General features: G+C 31.4%; 15 protein-coding genes. 14 read left to right on the top strand and 1 reads right to left on the bottom strand.

The annotated features are described in order from the left end of the window. Positions 1-87 precede the first annotated feature (87 nt). From OREMA_RS0109310 to OREMA_RS0109265, 10 genes are all read left to right on the top strand, one after another. On the top strand, positions 88-2,076 hold the full coding sequence (locus tag OREMA_RS0109310; protein WP_018249003.1) for a bifunctional 4-hydroxy-3-methylbut-2-enyl diphosphate reductase/30S ribosomal protein S1: 1,989 nt from the start codon (positions 88-90) through the stop codon (positions 2,074-2,076). Positions 2,077-2,267: 191 nt separating this feature from the next. Further along, complete coding sequence (locus OREMA_RS0109305; RefSeq protein WP_018249002.1) at positions 2,268-2,861, top strand: nucleoside recognition domain-containing protein; 594 nt, start codon at positions 2,268-2,270, stop codon at positions 2,859-2,861. After that, a complete protein-coding gene (locus OREMA_RS0109300; protein ID WP_018249001.1) occupies positions 2,854-3,387 on the top strand; it encodes a spore maturation protein in 534 nt (177 codons plus the stop codon). Before OREMA_RS0109305 ends, OREMA_RS0109300 begins: the two co-directional genes overlap by 8 nt. A 165-nt stretch (positions 3,388-3,552) precedes the next feature. Beyond that, a complete protein-coding gene (locus OREMA_RS0109295; RefSeq protein ID WP_018249000.1) occupies positions 3,553-4,380 on the top strand; it encodes a PHP domain-containing protein in 828 nt (275 codons plus the stop codon). Positions 4,381-4,463: 83 nt separating this feature from the next. Beyond that, positions 4,464-5,087 carry a MotA/TolQ/ExbB proton channel family protein gene (locus tag OREMA_RS0109290; RefSeq protein ID WP_018248999.1) on the top strand — a complete coding sequence of 208 codons (624 nt, stop codon included), beginning with the start codon at positions 4,464-4,466 and terminating at the stop codon, positions 5,085-5,087. Then, positions 5,074-5,484, top strand: a complete 411-nt coding sequence (locus OREMA_RS0109285; RefSeq protein ID WP_018248998.1) for an ExbD/TolR family protein — start codon at positions 5,074-5,076, stop codon at positions 5,482-5,484. Before OREMA_RS0109290 ends, OREMA_RS0109285 begins: the two co-directional genes overlap by 14 nt. A 9-nt stretch (positions 5,485-5,493) precedes the next feature. Further along, positions 5,494-6,501, top strand: a complete 1,008-nt coding sequence (locus OREMA_RS0109280; protein ID WP_018248997.1) for an energy transducer TonB — start codon at positions 5,494-5,496, stop codon at positions 6,499-6,501. Between the two features lie 11 nt (positions 6,502-6,512). Then, the gene (locus OREMA_RS0109275; protein ID WP_018248996.1) at positions 6,513-8,504 is read left to right on the top strand and encodes a cohesin domain-containing protein; all 1,992 of its coding nucleotides are present in this window, start codon (positions 6,513-6,515) and stop codon (positions 8,502-8,504) included. 1 nt (position 8,505) lies between these two features. Continuing rightward, the gene (locus OREMA_RS0109270; RefSeq protein WP_018248995.1) at positions 8,506-9,162 is read left to right on the top strand and encodes an S-layer homology domain-containing protein; all 657 of its coding nucleotides are present in this window, start codon (positions 8,506-8,508) and stop codon (positions 9,160-9,162) included. Between the two features lie 14 nt (positions 9,163-9,176). Beyond that, entirely contained in the window at positions 9,177-9,755 is a 579-nt protein-coding gene (locus OREMA_RS0109265) for a cell wall hydrolase (protein ID WP_018248994.1), read from the top strand. 276 nt (positions 9,756-10,031) lie between these two features. Here OREMA_RS0109265 and OREMA_RS0109260 read toward each other — a convergent pair whose 3' ends face one another. Beyond that, complete coding sequence (locus OREMA_RS0109260) at positions 10,032-11,423, bottom strand: ISLre2 family transposase (protein ID WP_018248361.1); 1,392 nt, start codon at positions 11,421-11,423, stop codon at positions 10,032-10,034. 221 nt (positions 11,424-11,644) lie between these two features. Between OREMA_RS0109260 and mutS the strand changes: the two genes are divergently transcribed. The 4 genes from mutS to OREMA_RS0109240 all read left to right on the top strand — a co-directional run bounded on the left by mutS (position 11,645) and on the right by OREMA_RS0109240 (position 17,946). Next, complete coding sequence (mutS, locus tag OREMA_RS0109255; protein WP_018248993.1) at positions 11,645-14,326, top strand: DNA mismatch repair protein MutS; 2,682 nt, start codon at positions 11,645-11,647, stop codon at positions 14,324-14,326. Between the two features lie 177 nt (positions 14,327-14,503). Beyond that, positions 14,504-16,444: a DNA mismatch repair endonuclease MutL gene (gene mutL, locus OREMA_RS0109250; RefSeq protein ID WP_018248992.1), complete on the top strand. Its 1,941-nt coding sequence runs from the start codon at positions 14,504-14,506 to the stop codon at positions 16,442-16,444. Between the two features lie 209 nt (positions 16,445-16,653). Then, entirely contained in the window at positions 16,654-17,592 is a 939-nt protein-coding gene (gene miaA / locus OREMA_RS0109245; protein WP_018248991.1) for a tRNA (adenosine(37)-N6)-dimethylallyltransferase MiaA, read from the top strand. A 60-nt stretch (positions 17,593-17,652) separates the two neighbouring features. Then, positions 17,653-17,946 carry a hypothetical protein gene (locus OREMA_RS0109240; RefSeq protein ID WP_018248990.1) on the top strand — a complete coding sequence of 98 codons (294 nt, stop codon included), beginning with the start codon at positions 17,653-17,655 and terminating at the stop codon, positions 17,944-17,946. The last annotated feature ends 1 nt before the right edge of the window (position 17,947 follow it).

Raw genomic sequence — 17,947 nt, 5'->3', positions numbered from 1 at the left:
TAAGAAAATTTAATAATTGTTTGCTAACTGGGAATAATAAAAATATGGTATTGTAAGTAGTTGTAATGTTGGGAAGGTGAAACAAGAATGGAAATAATTTTAGCAGAGCATGCAGGATTTTGTTTTGGAGTTAATCGTGCAATGGATTTAGCATTAAAAATTGGAAAAGATAAAGATGGAAAAGTACATACACTAGGGCCTTTAATACATAATCCACAAGCAGTTAAGAAATTAGAAGAAGTAGATGTTAGGGTAGAGTCAGATATAGAAAAAATAACAGAGGGTACAGTAATTATTAGATCTCATGGTGTTTCACCTGAGATATTAGAACAAGCTGGAAAACAAGAGTTAGAAGTAGTTAATGCTACTTGTCCTTTTGTTAAAACTGCCCAAAGAAATGCTAAAGAATTAATGGAGGAAGGGTATGATGTTGTAATTAGTGGAGATCAAGATCACCCAGAGGTTATTGCTATTTTAGGATATACAGATAATCAGGCAATTGTTGTGCAAGATGAATCTGATTTTGAAAAATTAGACAACCTAAAGAAGGTTGGAGTTGTAGCTCAAACAACTCAAAGTTTAGAAAGGCTACAGAAGTTAACTACTTATTTGCTCAAAAACGTATCAGAATTAAAGGTTTACAATACTATTTGTACAACTACTGGTCAGCGTCAGAGAGAGGCTGCACATTTATCTAAAAAGGTAGATATGATGATAGTAATTGGTGGTTATAATAGTGCAAATACCAATCGTTTGGCTGAAATTTGCTCTGAAAGTGGTGTTCAAACCCATCATATAGAAAGGGCAGAAGAGTTAAACAAAGATTGGTTTAAAAATATTAAAAAAGTTGGTATTACTGCTGGGGCTTCAACCCCCAATTGGATAATTAAGGAGGTCTTAAAAAGAATGTCTGAAATTAAAGAAAAGCATGAAGAAAATTTAGAAGAGAATATACTAACTAAGGGTCAAGTAGTTAGTGGTCAAGTGGAACAGATAACTGAAGATGGAGTGTATGTAAATGTAGGAACTAAAACTGAAGGCTTTATTCCTGTTAATGAAGTGAGTAATGTAGGGAAAGCTATTGGGGAAGTTCTTTCAGAAGGAGAAGAAGTTAAAGTATTTGTTTTAAATCCAGAAGATGAGGAAGGAAAAGCAATCTTATCAAAAAGAAGAGCAGATAGTCAAGAAGCTTGGGATAAAATAGAAGAAGCATATAATTCTGGTGAGGTTATTGAAGCAGAAGTGACTAAAGAGGTTAAAGGTGGATTAGTTGCTGATATAGGATTAAGAGGGTTTATTCCTGCTTCTCATGTTTCAGTTGATTATGTAGAAGATTTAAGTCAATTTGTAGGAGAAACTTTAAGCTTAAAAGTGATTGAGGTTGAAAGAGAAAATAATAATGTTGTTTTATCTCATAAAGTTATTTTAGAAAAAGAGAGAGAAGAGAAGAAAGAGGAACTTTTAAATTCTTTAGAAGAAGGTCAAGTAGTGGAAGGTACTATTACTAAAATAGTAGATTTTGGTGCTTTTGTAGATTTGGGTGGAGCCGAAGGGCTTTTGCATATCTCTGAAATTTCTTGGGGAAGAATTGATCATCCTACTGAAGTTTTAGAAGAAGGAGAAAAGATAAAAGTTATGGTTTTATCTGTTAAACCTGAAGAGGGAAGAATTTCATTAGGTTTAAAGCAAACTCAAAGAGACCCTTGGGAAGAATTTATAGAAGAGTATAAAGTTGGAGATGTAGTAGAAGGTAAAATTACTAAAACTGTAGATTTTGGAGCTTTTATGGAAATTAAACCAGGTGTAGAAGGTTTGATTCATATATCTCAGCTTTCTAGAAAGCATGTAGATACTGTTGAAGAAGTTGTTTCTAGTGGAGATAAAGTAGAAGCTAAAGTTATTAATATTGAAGAAGATGATCGCAGAATAGGATTAAGCATGAAAGAGTTAGAGCCTGTTAAGGCATCTAAACCTAAGAAGAAAAGTAAAGCAAAGCCTCAATTTAATACTCAAAATGAAGATGAAGGATCTGGTGTTAAGTTAGGCGATGTATTTGGAGACCTATTTGAAAATTAGATCTATACTTAATAACCTATTTGCCATTTTGGCAAATAGGTTATTTTTTTGCAAAATTATTTTCGATAAAGCCTAAGAAATATGAACAAGAAGCTTGTCATAGCTATAAAGATAACTATATATTTATTTAGATATAATCTAATTTCATATCCTTGCTTAATGAACATAAAATTAAGTGAGGAGGGGAAACTATGTTAAATATAATTTGGTTTATTATGATAATAACAGGAATTATTACAGCAGCTATTAATGGGAGAATGGAAGAAGTTTCAATAGCAATATTACAAAGTGCTGAAGCTAGTGTGATGATAGTTATTAAATTGATTGGTCCTATGGCTCTATGGCTAGGGCTGATGAAATTAGCAGAAGAGGCTGATCTTACTAAATTATTATCTAGAATGTTTAGGCCAATGGCTAGAGTTCTATTTCCAAATGTTCCAGAAGGTCATCCAGCTTTAGCGGCAATAATGATGAACTTGAGTGCTAATTTTTTGGGGCTAGGTAATTCAGCAACTCCTTTAGGGATTAAAGCGATGCAAGAGTTACAATCATTAAATGAAAATAAAGTAATAGCTTCAAATGCTATGTGTACTTTTTTAGTAATTAATACATCTAGTGTTACTTTAATTCCCACGACAGTTTTAGCATTAAGAATAGGTGCTGCTTCTAGCTCTCCTACATCAATTATAGGTACTACTATTTTTGCTACTACCTGTTCCACTTTGGTAGGCGTTAGTGTAAATAAAATCTTAATTAAATTAAGTGAGATGTCAAGATATGATTAATTTAATTAACTGCTTTTCACAATGGGCTATTCCATTAATTATAGCTGTGATTATTTCAATTGCCTTTATTAAAAAACTAAAAGTTTATGAAATTTTTACTGATGGGGCTGTTGAAGGTATATCGGTAGGTTTTAAAATATTACCTTATTTGCTTGCTATGTTAATGGCAATTTCAATCTTTAGAGCTTCAGGAGCTTTAGATATATTATTGAATTTATTGGCAAGACCCATGAATTTATTAGGGATTCCTAAAGAAGTAATCCCTCTTGCTTTAATTAGACCTTTATCTGGTACAGGTGCTTTGGGGATAATTACTGATTTGATTCAGCAGTATGGTCCAGATTCATTTATTGGAAAATTAGCTTCTACAATGCAAGGGAGTACAGAGACTACATTTTATGTAGCTGCAGTTTATTTTGGAGCTATAGGAATAAAAAATAGTCGGCATGTTATTTTAGCTGGATTAATTGCTGATTTAGCCGGTTTTTTAGCTGCTGTATTCATTTGTCGATTAGTCTTTGGATAAAAGCAGGATTTTTGACTAGTAATATCGAATTAAATATAATGTTAATCTTAAAAATGGAACTATAGTTTTTATCTATCTTCGAGTTTTTTGAATTAATATTAAATTTAAAATTTTTAGAAAGATTAGTTATAGAAGGTAGGATTTTATAGAATAGGAGAGAATATAATGCCGAAAAAATATATAGATTTGCATCTGCATACGACTGCATCAGATGGTAGTTTTACACCTAGTCAATTAGTAACTAAAGCTAAAGAATTAGGTTTTAGTGCTATTGCTATAACAGATCATGATACAATTGATGGAATAACAGAGGGAATAGATCTAGCTGAAAAATTAGATATTGAATTAGTGCCTGGAATTGAAATGAATACTGATTATGAAAATACCGAAATCCATGTGTTAGGTTATTATATTGATTATAAAGATCAGAAATTTATAGATAAACTAGCATCCTTGAAAGAGGCTAGATATAATAGAATTAAGCGGATTGTTGGGAAGTTAAATGCTTTAGGATTAGAGATTGACTTTGAGGAGGTAAAAAAGAATGCTGATGGTGGAGCTTTAGGTCGTCCTCATGTTGCTCAGATTATGCTAGATAAAGGCTATGTAGAGGAATGGAGTGAAGCCTTTGATAAGTATATAGCTAAGGGAGCCCCAGCATATGTAGAGAGAAAGAAACTAACTCCTCAGGAAGCAATTCAGTTAATTAAAGAGTTTGGGGGGATTCCAGTTGTAGCTCATCCTGTTTTAATTGAAAGGGATGAATTATTAGATCAACTAATTGAATGGGGAATTGAAGGTATAGAAGTTTATCATACTGAGCAGGATGATAAGGACAGTAAGAGATACTTAGAATTTGCCCAAAAAAATAGTTTATTAATAACTGGTGGTTCCGATTGTCATGGTCCAAGGAGAAAAGGCGAGGTTTTAATAGGGAAAATAAAAGCTTCTTATGATATTTTGGAGAGCTTAAGGCAGTATAGAAGTAATTAAGTCTGAATTCAGACTTAATTACTTCTATTAATTGATTAATAAGCAAACTAAGAATACTTAAAAGAGAGAAGGAGGACAAGCTTATGTTAGATATTTTAAGAGAAGGTGGGGTTACAGTTATACCACTATTAATTTGTTCTATAGTTGGTTTAGCTGTGAGTCTAGAGAGGTTAATTTATTTAAAAAAAGCTAAAGGCAATAATTTTAGATTGATTGAGAAGGTGAAGTTAAAATTAAATAGAGGTAAAATTAATGAGGTTTCTGAAATTATTAGTCAAGAAAGTGGTGTGATTGCAGGAATACTAGAAGAGGGTATTAAATATTATGGTCAGGAGAAACAAGAGCTAAGAAGTAATTTGGAAATTGTTGGGCAGACTGAAATTAAAAAAATGGAAAAGAGGTTAGGGGTTTTAGATCTGATTGCTACAATAGCTCCATTATTAGGTTTATTAGGTACTGTTTTAGGAATTATTGATAGTTTTAATATTTTAGCAGGAGCTCAAGGGATGGCATCACCTAGTGCATTAAGTTCTGGTATAGCTCAAGCACTAATCAGTACAGCTCTTGGACTAGTTGTAGCTATTCCAACAATGTTAGTTTATACTTACCTATTAGGTTTAATACAAGATAGAATTGATGAAATTAATCGTTGTTTTGTAGATTTAGTAGAGTTATTAGGTCAGGGTGGTAATGATGTTCAAGTCTAATTTAAAGAAAAGACCTAATATTCAGATACTCCCAATGATTGATGTGATATTTTTCTTATTAGTCTTTTTTATGTTATTTACAACCTTTAAGACAACTCCTGCTGGGTTAGAAATTAATCTACCTAAGGCTAAGACTGTAACCAAACAAGAAAAAGATGTTAAATTAACTTTGAATATTTCTAAAGATGGAGAATTATACTTAAATAAAAGAAATATTGACCAAGAATCCTTAGAATTTGAGGTTTCTAAAATTATCGATCAATCTCCTGATGCTATCTTTATCATTAAAGCTGATAAAGCAGTGAAGTATGAAAAAGTTATTGGAGTAATGGATACAGTACGTAAAGTTGGCGGTTATAGATTGGCCTTGGCTGCTCAGCAAGAAGATATGGATTAGGTGATAATTATGATAAATAAGAGTAGAAAACAAGGGGGATTTTACAAGTATTTAGTTGTATCACTGATTTTTCATGCTATACTATTGTATGTTCTTTCATATTTAGCTACTGGAATTCAGCCTGCTTTTCAAACTGATTCGGGTAATTATAATACTAAAGTTGATTTAATTTACTTAACAGATAATGCACAAACTAACACTCAAATATCTAAAGAAGAGCCAGAAGAAGAAAAGAAAGAAGAAAAGAAAGAAGAAAAGAAAGAAGAAAAGAAAGAAGAAAAGAAAGAAGAAAAGAAAGAAGAAAAGAAAGAAGAAAAGAAAGAAGAAAAGAAAGAAGCCCAAAATCAAAAAACAGAAGAATTGAAAGAAGATACAAATTCAGCTGCAAAAGTTGTTAAGAATGATAAATTACAAGAAAGAGAAGAAGTTGATGACAAGAGTCAAAGTTCATCTAAAAAGACAGCTGAAGAAGTCATCCAAAAAGAAGTTGGTGAAGATCAATCAACTCAAAATATAGCAGAAAAAGATGACGAGGTTTTAACAAGTAAGACAAGTACAGAAGAGATTAAAGTTTCTGAAAAATCTGAAGATCCAAAAGTAGTTAAAGAAGATAAAGAAAAATCTAAAAAAACAGCAACAGAAAGCGAAGCTAGCAAGCAACAAACAAAAGAGGAAGTGGAAGAAGAACCACCACCTCCACCACCAACACCTAAAGATATGATCGCTACTAATATAGTTCCGAAATATCCTAAAAATGCACAGAACTCTGGTGTTGAGGGAGATGTGAAATTATTAGTCAAGATAAAAGCTGATGGGAGTATAGATCAGGTAGAGATTTTAGAATCTTCAGATGATAAGAGATTAGATAATATAGCTAAAAGAACAATAGAATATGGATGGGAATTTAAGGCTGATAAATCGAATTATAAAATTATATTGATGGTTCATTTCCGTAATATTAATCATCAAAATCAAGTAGACGTAGAATATATTGATTTATCTTTTGAGGAGAAATGAGGTGTTAACTAGTGAAAAATAAGGTTATTTTAATTCTGCTATTCCTGGTGATCCTCTCTTCTTCAGCCTTTGCCAGTATAGATCAATATGGTAATTTACAACTAAAGAATAATTATATTTCTGTAATTGTTAATCAAAATGAATTCAATAAGGGACGTTTTGCGATTGATGTTACAGGTGGAGCTCCCATGAGGAGTGGAGATGATGGAAAGCCTTTAGTCTATGGACATCCTTATCCTTGGAGTTCTTACACAACCATTAAAATAGATGGAAAAAATTATGTCTTTGGAGGTAAAACAGATAAGAGGGCTGGAAAGAATGGAAATTATGGAGAGTTACTTCAAGCACCTACTATTAAAAATAATAGTATCATTACTAAATACAAATTTGATAAAATAATTGTTAGCCAAATTTTAAATTTAGTAAAAAGTAGTACAACTGGTCTACCTGATACAGTACAAATTACTTATCGGGTAAGTAATAAAGATAATAAAGATCATCAAGTTGGTACTAGAGTTATGATTGATACTATGTTAGGAGAAAATGATGGTGCTCCTTTTAGAGTGAAAAATCAAGCAATTACTGGAGATAATCTATTTTCAAAAGATGATATTCCAAGCTTTTGGCAAGCTTTTGATGAGTTAACTGATCCTAAGGTAACTGCTCAAGGAACTATTAAAGGTCCTGGTTTAACTACTCCTGAGGAGGTATATTTTGCTGATTGGGGAAGTTTAGCAGATGGGTTATGGGAATTTGAATTTAATAGTGCTGAAGAGTTTTTGAGAAAAGGTGAATTTGAATTAGATAGTGCTACAGCTTTATTCTGGCAAGCTAAAGGATTAAAGCCTGGAGAGACTAGAACTTATGTTACTAACTATGGTTTAGGTGGAATTACTATGGTTCCTGGTTTATTATCCCTAGGGGTTACTTCACCTGCCGAAGTAGTAATGGATAATCCAAATAAGACATTAGATATTGTTGCTTATATACAGAACACAGCAGAAATTACTGTAAAAGATGTAAAAGTTCAATTAGACCTTCCTAATAATTTAGAATTAATAAGGGATTATCAGATTAAGAAGATTGGGAATTTAGAACCTGGAGAAACAAGCCAAGTTATGTGGGAAGTTAGACCTTTAGATTTATCAGAGCAAGAACTAGAATATAGTGTTAAAGCTACAGCTGAAAATACAGATGATAATCAAGTTAGTAGAGGATTAAAATTAGTTGGTCCACCTAAATTATCCTTAGAATTAAGAGCTCCTAATAAGATTGGAGTTAAAAATGATAGTTTAGCCCAGGACAACTTTAACTTAGAAGCAAAAATTTCCAATCAAGGTGCTTCCACTGCTTATGGAATTGATACTTATCTAGCCTTATCTCCAGGACTAACTTTAAGTAAAGGAGATAAGTATAACAAATTTTTAGGTTTTTTAGAACCTGGAGAATCAATTGTAGTTCCATGGAAGATTAAACCTATTTCTCTTGTTGATGGTGAATTAGCTTATTCACTAGAGATTAATAGTACTAATGCTCCAATTGAAGTAGAGAGTAAGAAGATTTATATACCAAAGTTAGATCCTAAAGCTACAATAGAAATTTTAGCTAAAAAAGGTGGGTATATGGTTGGAGATTATATAACAGCTCAAATCAAACTTAAGAATTTAGCTGATTTTTATAGTTTGAAAAGTAATATTAGATATAATAAGGATGTTTTAGAGGCTATTTATGTTTCTAGAGGGAGTTTATTTGTAGAAAAAGGTAAGTATTTAAAATGGAATATGCCTGTGATTGATAGTAAAGAAGGAATAATTAAGAATATTGCTGCTTCTTTAAATCAAGAACAGAGTATTAACAATGAGGTTGTAGCTAATATTCACTTTAAAATTAAAAGTTTGGGTAGCTTTGATTTACATTTTGTAGATTTTAAAGCTTATAATGAGAATGAAGAGAAAATAAAATTAGAGTTAACTGATAATCTGCTTAATATTAGGAGGAATTAGAATGAAATTAAAAAGTAAAGTTATTAATCTTATCTTGGTCTTTATCTTACTTGCCAGTAGTAGTTTGCCTGCTCTAGCGAGTACTAAAATAAAAGATGTGCCTAGTAATCATTGGGCTTATCAAAGTGTTAAAGAATTAGTAGAAAAGGGTTATTTATCTTTATATCAAGATAATCAATTTAAGGGAGAAAATAAAGTTACACGCTATGAGTTGGCTAAAGTAATTGCTAAGATTTTAAATAATATTGAACAGGGTCAAGTTGTTTCAGAAAAGGGAGATGTTTTAACTTTAAAAAAGTTATCTACAGAGTTTCGTTCTGAATTAGTAGATATTATTAGCCAGAATGAAGATTTAAAAGAAGAGATTAAAAAGAGTGCTAAAGAGGAAAAAGTAATTAAAGAAGATTTAATTAATACCAATTATCGAATTAACCAATTGCAAGAAGAGGTAAGTAAAATATTAAATGATTTAAGAAGAATTTCTAAATTAGAAAGTAAGTTAGATAGTTTAGAAGAGGAAAATAAAGTTTTAAAAGAGAAAGTAACTAGATTAGAAAATAATACAGGAAGCCAAAGTGAGATTGAAGACTTGAAAAGAAAGATGTATTGGTTGGGTGGGGGATTAGCAATCTCTTTATTATTATCATTAAGTAACTAGAAAGTAGGGATAGAATGAAGAATAGGGGCAAGTTATTTAAAATTATTGCTATAACTCTAGTTTTTTCTTTAGTCGCTCCCTTCTTCACTTCAGTTTTATCTTCGGGAGTTGCATATGCACAAGAGATGGATGAGAAAGATGCATATAAAGGCTTAGCTATATCATTACTATTGATGTATTTAGCAAATAAATTCTTTAATAAAGATGAGAGTGATTTTAATGGTATAGGTGATTATAGTGATGAAGATTTAATATGGCTAGCTAGAGCAGTTAATGGAGAAGCAAGAGGTGAACCTTTTAAAGGACAAGTTGCTGTAGCAGCAGTAGTTCTTAACCGAGTGAAAAGTTTAGAGTTTCCCGATAATGTTTATGATGTAATCCATCAGGAAGGACAATTTAGTTCTGTTGATGATAAGCAAATTTATTTAACACCAAGTGAATCCTCTTTTAAGGCTGCTAAAGAGGCTTTAAAGGGAAGTGACCCATCACTTGGAGCACTGTATTTTTATAATCCTAAAACAGCAAAAACTTTATGGTGGCTAGAAACTAGAGAAAAGACGATAATAATTGGTGATCATGCTTTTGCTAAGTAGTTTAGTATTTTTTAAATCAGTTTCAGAAATAATTTCTGAAACTGATTTTTTATTATTCTCTAATATTTTTCTACCATAGGTTTGTGAACTTAAAGTGAAATATTTTTATAAAAACCTCAAAAATTTTTTAGCCAAGAATCTTCACAGACTAAACACAGTTTTTCAAACATTAAATTTTTATTTAGAATTATGATTAATTTGAAAGATCTAAAAGCTTAATGGGAGAGATAGTGTCAAGTTTCTGTAGGTAAAAGTTTAAAACTCCTCTTTTGATAATTAAAGCAATGACTTTACTGCTTTAAACAGTCTAGTTCTTACTCCTTTATTTATACTTGGGATATTATTGCTTGGTTCAGCAAATTTCTTTTTCAAATTATTTTTCACTACTTTTGATTCTATTTCCACTATTTTTTCTTCTTTTTGCTCTTTTCTTGCTTTCTCTAGAATAATTTCTTTTAATTCGTATTCTGTTCCTCCATTAAATTTAAAAGACCTTAATCTTGCCATCTGATCTACTCCTACTTCAGACCAACCCATTGGTCTTGAACTTAATCTATCTGATAATATATGACTAACATGACCTTCAGCACTACAACCAATAGCATTTTCATCTTTATAATAGTTTACTATTCCAGCCCAGTTATTATAAATATAGCTTCTACTTTGTCTTATCGCTTTCTTCTTAGATTCCTTTTCAGCTTGAGATATCAATTCACTAAATATCTCTTTTATCTGTACTTTATCTAAATTATTTATTCCTTGCCAAAGATCAAATCTAAGCTTTTGGGCATGTCCTGTAGCCTTTAAAACATACTTATTTAAATGATATCTATCTAGTATCTGCTTACTTTTAGGCAACCACTTTAAACCCTCTTTAATCCAAAGTGCCCCATCTCCTGCAATATAAATCTGCTTTATGCTATCAAAGTCGTAATTATCCTCTATATAGTCCATAATTTCTAGCCACAAGTCTTCCGACTTGTTATACATACCTGAAAAGGAATAACTGTTCTTTAACTTATTTCTACCATTTTCTTTAATAATTCCTTCATGAACATAAACTAATCTTGGTACAGCATTCTTCCCGTTTTGCAAAGAAACATGGTCTTCATCAGCTTCTATATATAAATAATCAATCTTTCTTTTTGCTTTCGGATTACTTAATTTATCGTTTTCTATTTTACCTAATTTTCTTATTTTATTCATAACTGTTTGACCTGTTATAGTTAAATTATTCACTACTTCCTCTCCTACTTTGGCGTAAGATTTATCAATTGATAAATCTACTATCTTTGCTTCTAAGCCAGTATCTATCCTTTGATACTTATCTATACCTAATTTTTTATCTGCTAAATGTTCATACTCTTTATTGAACTTAGATTTATAATACCTTCTCTCAAATTCAACTTCACCAAACTCTGTTATCAATTTTCTCTTCTTTTTTCTTACTATCTTCCAATTCTTTTTACGCTCAGGACTTTCCTTAATTACTTCATCTATTACTTCTATAATATACTTACACAACTCTTTACCTAATTCATCAAAGTCTTTTCTTAGAGTATTTATAAAGTCTGAAATATCTTCTTTATCACTCAATAGAATATTTTTTAAAAATTCTTCTGAATTATCCTTAATTTTTTCTCCAAACTGCTGTATAATTGTATCCATAGGGACTCCTCCTTGATGTGTTTTGATTAGGTACTTAACACTTTATCAAAAGAGGAGTCCTTTTTCTAATTTTTTGATTAAATTTACCTACACTTATTTTACACTAAGAATGGGAGAATACACCTTTATTATATAAAGACTTTGTGATATAATACTATGTTGCAGATATATTAGAACAGCGGAAAATAAACATTTTTATTTTCATACAGGAGGTATAAGTAATGGCAAAATTGACGCCAATGATGCAACAATATGTTTCAATAAAAAAAGAGTATGAAGATGCTATTTTGTTCTTTAGATTGGGTGATTTTTATGAAATGTTCAATGATGATGCTAAAATTGCAGCCAGAGAATTGGAGTTGACTTTGACTGCCAGAAATAAAGGCAAAGGGGATAAGATTCCTATGGCTGGAGTTCCTTGTCATTCAGCTGAATCTTATATTTCAAAATTAATTGAAAAGGGCTATCGGGTAGCAATATGTGAGCAAGTAGAAGATCCTAGTGAAGCCAGTGGTTTAGTTAAAAGAGAGGTAGTACGGGTAATTACTCCAGGTACAGTAGTAAATAATAATATTTTGGAAGATAAGAACAACAATTATTTATCAGCTATTGTATCAAATCAAGCTGGTTATGGTTTTGCTTTAGTTGATGTCTCTACAGGGGAGTTTGCTGTAACACAATTAGATGGTAAAGAAGCAGTTAATAAAGTAATTGATGAGTTATCACGAATAAGTCCAGCTGAAGTGTTATTAGATCAACAGGTTAAAAAATCAGCAAAAATTATGGATTTTATTAAATTACAGATCAATCCGATTATAACTGATATTAAAGAAAGTTTCAGCCATGATCGAGCTTATGAATTATTGACTGATCATTTTGAAACGATAAATTTAGAGGGGTTTGGATGTGAAGACTTAGCTTTAGCTATTATGGCTGCCGGAGCAGTCTTAGATTTTTTAATTGAGACTCAAAAAAGAAGTTTAAGACATATTAATCAATTATCTACATATTCTACTATCGATTATATGGTTTTAGATGCTAATACTAGAAGAAACTTAGAGTTGGTCAAGACTATGCGTGATAAGCGAAAAAAGGGTAGTCTATTGTGGGTTATTGACAAGACTGTAACTGCTATGGGAGGTAGAAGGTTAAGACGTTGGGTAGAACAGCCTCTATTAGATGTGGAAGAGATTACTTTACGTTTAGATAGTGTAGAAGAGATTAGCGAAAATATATTGCTTAAAGAAGAGTTAAGAGAATTATTAAATCAGGTTTATGATATTGAACGATTGATGGGTAAGGTGATTTATGGATCTGCTAATGCTCGTGATTTAATTGCCTTAAAGAATTCTTTAGCTATTTTGCCTGAGGTTAAGGAATTATTATCGCAATTTGATAGTGAAAAGATTAAAGGTTTAAGAGAAAGATTAGATAAGCTAGAAGATATAAATGATTTAATTGAAAGATCGATTAAAGAAGAGCCTCCGACAACTATTACTGAAGGGGATATAATCAAAGAAGGTTATGATGAAGAATTAGACCAATACCTAGATGCTATGACCAATGGTAAGGATTGGATTATACAGTTACAACAACGAGAAAGAAAAAGAACAGGAATTAGTTCATTAAAGGTAGGCCATAACAAGGTTCATGGTTATTATATTGAAGTTACTAAAGCTAACTTGGATTCTGTGCCTGAGGATTATGTTAGAAAACAGACTTTAAGTAATAGTGAACGTTACATTACTCCAGAATTAAAGGAGAAAGAAGCAGTTATTCTAGGGGCTGAGGAGAATAGTATAGATTTAGAGTATAAGTTATTTGTAGAGATTAGAGATCAAGTAGCTAAGCAAACAGATCGTATTCAAAGATCAGCTAATGTTTTGGCACAATTAGATGCCTTAGTTTCTTTAGCAGAAGTTGCTTTAAATAATAATTATACTAAACCAATAGTTAATCAGAATGAAGCAATTAATATTAAATCTGGACGCCATCCTGTAGTGGAAGAGATGATGGATGCTGAAGTATTTGTTCCAAATGATACTTATCTTGACCAAAAAGATGAGAGGTTTTCAATTATTACTGGACCAAATATGTCTGGAAAGTCTACTTATATGCGCCAAGTTGCTTTAATTACTTTGTTAGCTCAAATTGGTAGTTTTGTACCTGCGAAGCAGGCTGAGATTGGAATTGTTGATCGGATCTTTACTAGAGTAGGTGCTTCTGATGATTTGACTACAGGACAGAGTACCTTTATGGTTGAGATGAATGAGGTAGCTAATATCTTAAATAATGCTACTTCTCAAAGTCTAATTATCTTAGATGAAGTTGGTCGTGGGACAAGTACTTATGATGGTTTAAGTATTGCTTGGGCTGTAATCGAATATATTAGTGATTCAGAAAAGATAGGTGCCAAAAGTTTATTTGCAACTCATTACCATGAATTAACAGAACTTGAAGATCGTTTGGAAGGAATCAAAAATTATAATGTAGCAGTACAAGAAGAGGGAGAAGATGTAGTCTTCTTACGTAAAATTATTCCTGGGGGAGCAGACCAAAGCTATGGGATTGAAGTTGCAAAAAGGGCTGGGATTCCAGATCTAGTAATTGATCGTTCTAAGGAGATATTAGCTCAATTAGAAGAACAAGAAGAGCATACTATAGAGATTACTACTCAAAAACTAAAAAGAGATAAAGTAATAGAGAAATCAGAAGAGACAAGTCCTCAGGAGAAAGAAGATAATGAGGTTAAAGAGAATCCATCTCAACTATTATTATTTTCTAATGGTGGTAGTGAAGTTTTAAGTAAATTGAGCAAATTAGATATTATGTCGTTAACTCCCCTAGATGCGATGAATGTTTTACATAAATTACACCAAGAAGCTAAAGAGGAGATGAATTAGTAGATAGGTAATAGGTAATAGGTAATAGGTAATAGGTAATAGGTAATAGGTAATAGGTAATAGGTAATAGATAATAGATAATAGATAATAGATAATAGATAATAGATAATAGATAATAGGACTAACATCTATTACCCAAATTCTAACTCCTAATTCCTAAAAACGGAGGTGATTTAAATGGGAAAAGTTAAGGTCTTAGCAGAAAATGTAGCTAATAAGATAGCAGCTGGTGAGGTTGTTGAGAGACCAGCCTCAGTTGTGAAGGAATTAGTAGAGAATTCTATTGATGCTGGAAGTACTAAAATTGAAGTTAAGATCAAAAATGGTGGTAAGGATTGGATTCAAGTAATTGATAATGGAGAGGGGATGTCTCCGGAAGATGCTAAGTTATCTTTTGAACGCCATGCTACAAGTAAGGTGGAAAAGGCTAATGATCTCTTTGCTTTAAGAACTTTAGGGTTTAGAGGGGAAGCTTTACCTAGTATTTCTGCAGTATCAAGATTAAGTCTAACTACTAGAACTGAGGATAGTTTAAGCGGACTTAAGTTACGATTAGTAGGTGGAGAGATAGAGAAAGAAGAGAGTTGTGGTGCAGCGGTAGGGACTAATATTATTGTAAAAGATCTATTCTTCAATACACCAGTCCGGTATAAATATTTAAAACAGACTTCAACAGAGATTGGCCATATTAGTGATATAGTTAATAGACTTAGTCTTTCTTATCCTAAGATTGCTTTTTATTTAGAACATAATGGACGGAAAATTTTAGAGACAACAGGTAATGGTAATTTATTAGATGTTATCTTTAATATCTATGGTCGACAAGTGGCTAAAGAGATGCTTGAAGTAGATTATTCGGATGATTATATGGAATTAAAGGGTTATGTTTCTAAGCCTAGTATTACTCGATCTTCGCGCAAACATCAGTCTTATTTTGTTAATGGTCGCTATGTAAAGAGTGCCTTAATGAGTAAGGCTGTACAAGAAGCATACCATACCTTGTTAACAATTCATCGTAATCCAATTGTAATTTTAAGTCTTAAATTAAATCCAATATTGGTAGATGTTAATGTTCATCCGACTAAATTGGAGGCAAAGTTTAGTAGGGGTAGTGTGGTTTATGACTTAGTAAAAAAAGGGGTTAGCCAAGCGATAAAAGCCAGCGATTTGGTACCTGAATTAAAGTTAAATAAAAAAAATAACAAATCAGATGCAGAAGAAAAATATACACAGAATGAATTAGACTTGGACAGTAAATCTTCTAATCAAAAAGAAGAGGCAAGAAAAGATATAAGAGTTTCTAAATCTAAAAAAGAAAGTAAACAGAATTATAGTTTCATTGCACCTAAAAGTAATAAGGAAAGCAAAGAAATTAGAGTTAAAAAGATAGATAAACTTTATAATGTAGAGGGTTTAAAATTAGAAAGTGATGATTTAAAGCAAGAAGAGACTAAAAGTAAAATAAAAGCTGAAGTTATAGAAGATACTATGGTTAAAGAAGATAAGCCAGAATATGATCAAGAATTTGTGGCAGAAGAAGCAGAATTGAATTTAATACCTATAGGTCAAATTCATCAGACTTATATTGTTGCTCAAGGATTAGATGGGATGTATATTATTGATCAACATGCAGCTCATGAACGGGTGAGATATGAAGAATTATTAACCCAATTTAAATCTGGTGAGGTTAAGACTCAAGAATTGTTAATACCTTTGAATTTAGAATTAACTCATCAAGAGGTAGAACTTTTAAATGAGAATAAAGAAGAGATAGAAGCTTTAGGTTTTAGTATAGAGAATTTTGGTGGGAGCAGCTATATAGTTCGTGGTGTTCCAGTAGGCCTTTATAACTTAAAGGATCAACAGTTAATTTTAGATTGTATAGATAAGTTATTAGATGAAAAAGAAGTAGGAGAAGCTTATAAATTGGTTGAAAATATCATTATTATGATTTCTTGTAAGACTGCTATTAAAGCAGGAGATAAATTATCCTTAAGAGAGATGAATAAGTTAATTGATGATATGGAACGCTATGAAGTTAGCAATTGTCCTCATGGTCGTCCGGTAATGATGCACTTATCTAAGAAGGAATTGGAAAAAGAGTTTAAGAGAATATAAAGCAATTTAAAATGTATAATTGATAATTGATAATTAAAAAACTAAAATGCTCTCCATTAAAAAGGAATTGGTATTAATTGTTTTTTATAAGGGGATTATATGTTTTTATTGGTAAAGAATGAAGTCGATTCTTTAATGTACGATTTAAATCTTTTAATTATAAATTCTAAATTGTCAATTATCAATTGTCTTTAAAGGGAGTTGATATTATGCAAGAGCCTTTAGTAGCTATTGTTGGACCTACTGCAGTGGGGAAAACAAGATTATCCTTAGCCTTAGCTCAAGATTTAGATGGAGAAATTATTTCCGCTGATTCAATGCAGATTTATAAGAAGATGGATATTGGAACTGCTAAGGCTAGCCAAGAAGAACAAAAACTAGTTCCACATTATATGATAGATATTATAGAGCCTAATCAAGAGTTTAGTGTAGCCGATTTTCAGACAAGAGTTGATGAGTTGATACCTAAAATTAGTCAAAAGGGTAAATTACCTTTACTTGTTGGGGGAACAGGATTATATGTTAAATCAGTTATAGATGGATTTATCTTTCCTGATATGGAGGTTGACTGGGAACTTAGAAAAAGATTAGAAGAAGAAGCTGAAGAATATGGAACTCAACATGTTCATGATAAGTTAAGAGAGATTGATTCTAAATTAGCAGACAAGCTACATCCTAATGACTTGCGGCGTGTCATTCGTGGAATTGAAGTTTATCAACAAACCGGTAAGACTACAACCTATTTCAAAGAGAAAGCTAAAAATACTCCTCCTCGTTATCAAGTAGTAAAGATTGGACTGCGTCGTAGTCGGGAGAATTTATATCAGAGAATTAATCAAAGAGTAGATTTAATGATAAAAGAAGGATTAATAGATGAGGTTAGAGAATTATATTATGATGAAGGTTATAATAGAGATTTAATTTCAATGCAAGGATTAGGGTATAAAGAGATAATTGCTTATTTTGAAGGTGAGTATGATTTAGATGAGGCAATTAGATTAATTAAAAGAGATACTAGGCATTTTGCTAAACGACAATTTACCTGGTTTAAAAGGGATAAATCTATTAATTGGTTTGATGTGGAAGAATATGATTTTGATTCTTTACTTAATGAAGTAAAAGAAATAGTTAGTTCTAAAATCAAGTAGTTTTTAATTAATAGTTAATTATTAATTAAGCTTTTATAACTTAGGAGGGGTAACTTCACGATGAAGTACAATAAAGAAGTTAGTAAGTTAATAGTTAAGCTTAAGGAGAAGAAAGAACACCATATTTTAACTTCAGATAATGAGCTCTTAGAAGGTTTAAAGTGTCCAATATGTGAATGCAATATTGGAGATCACGAGAAATATGTTCATTGTGAAGTAATAGGTGCATACATTTGTGATACTTGTTGCCGCTATGAATTATGTAATGACTATCAATTAGTAAATAAAGCTTTAGGTAAAGAAATATTTAATGATAATAATGAAATAATAATGCTATGTGAATATTGTGATTAAA

Source organism: Orenia marismortui DSM 5156, assembly GCF_000379025.1.
In the GTDB taxonomy this organism is placed as follows: Bacteria; Bacillota; Halanaerobiia; order Halobacteroidales; family Halobacteroidaceae; genus Orenia; species Orenia marismortui.
This window is presented reverse-complemented; position numbering and strand designations above follow the sequence as displayed.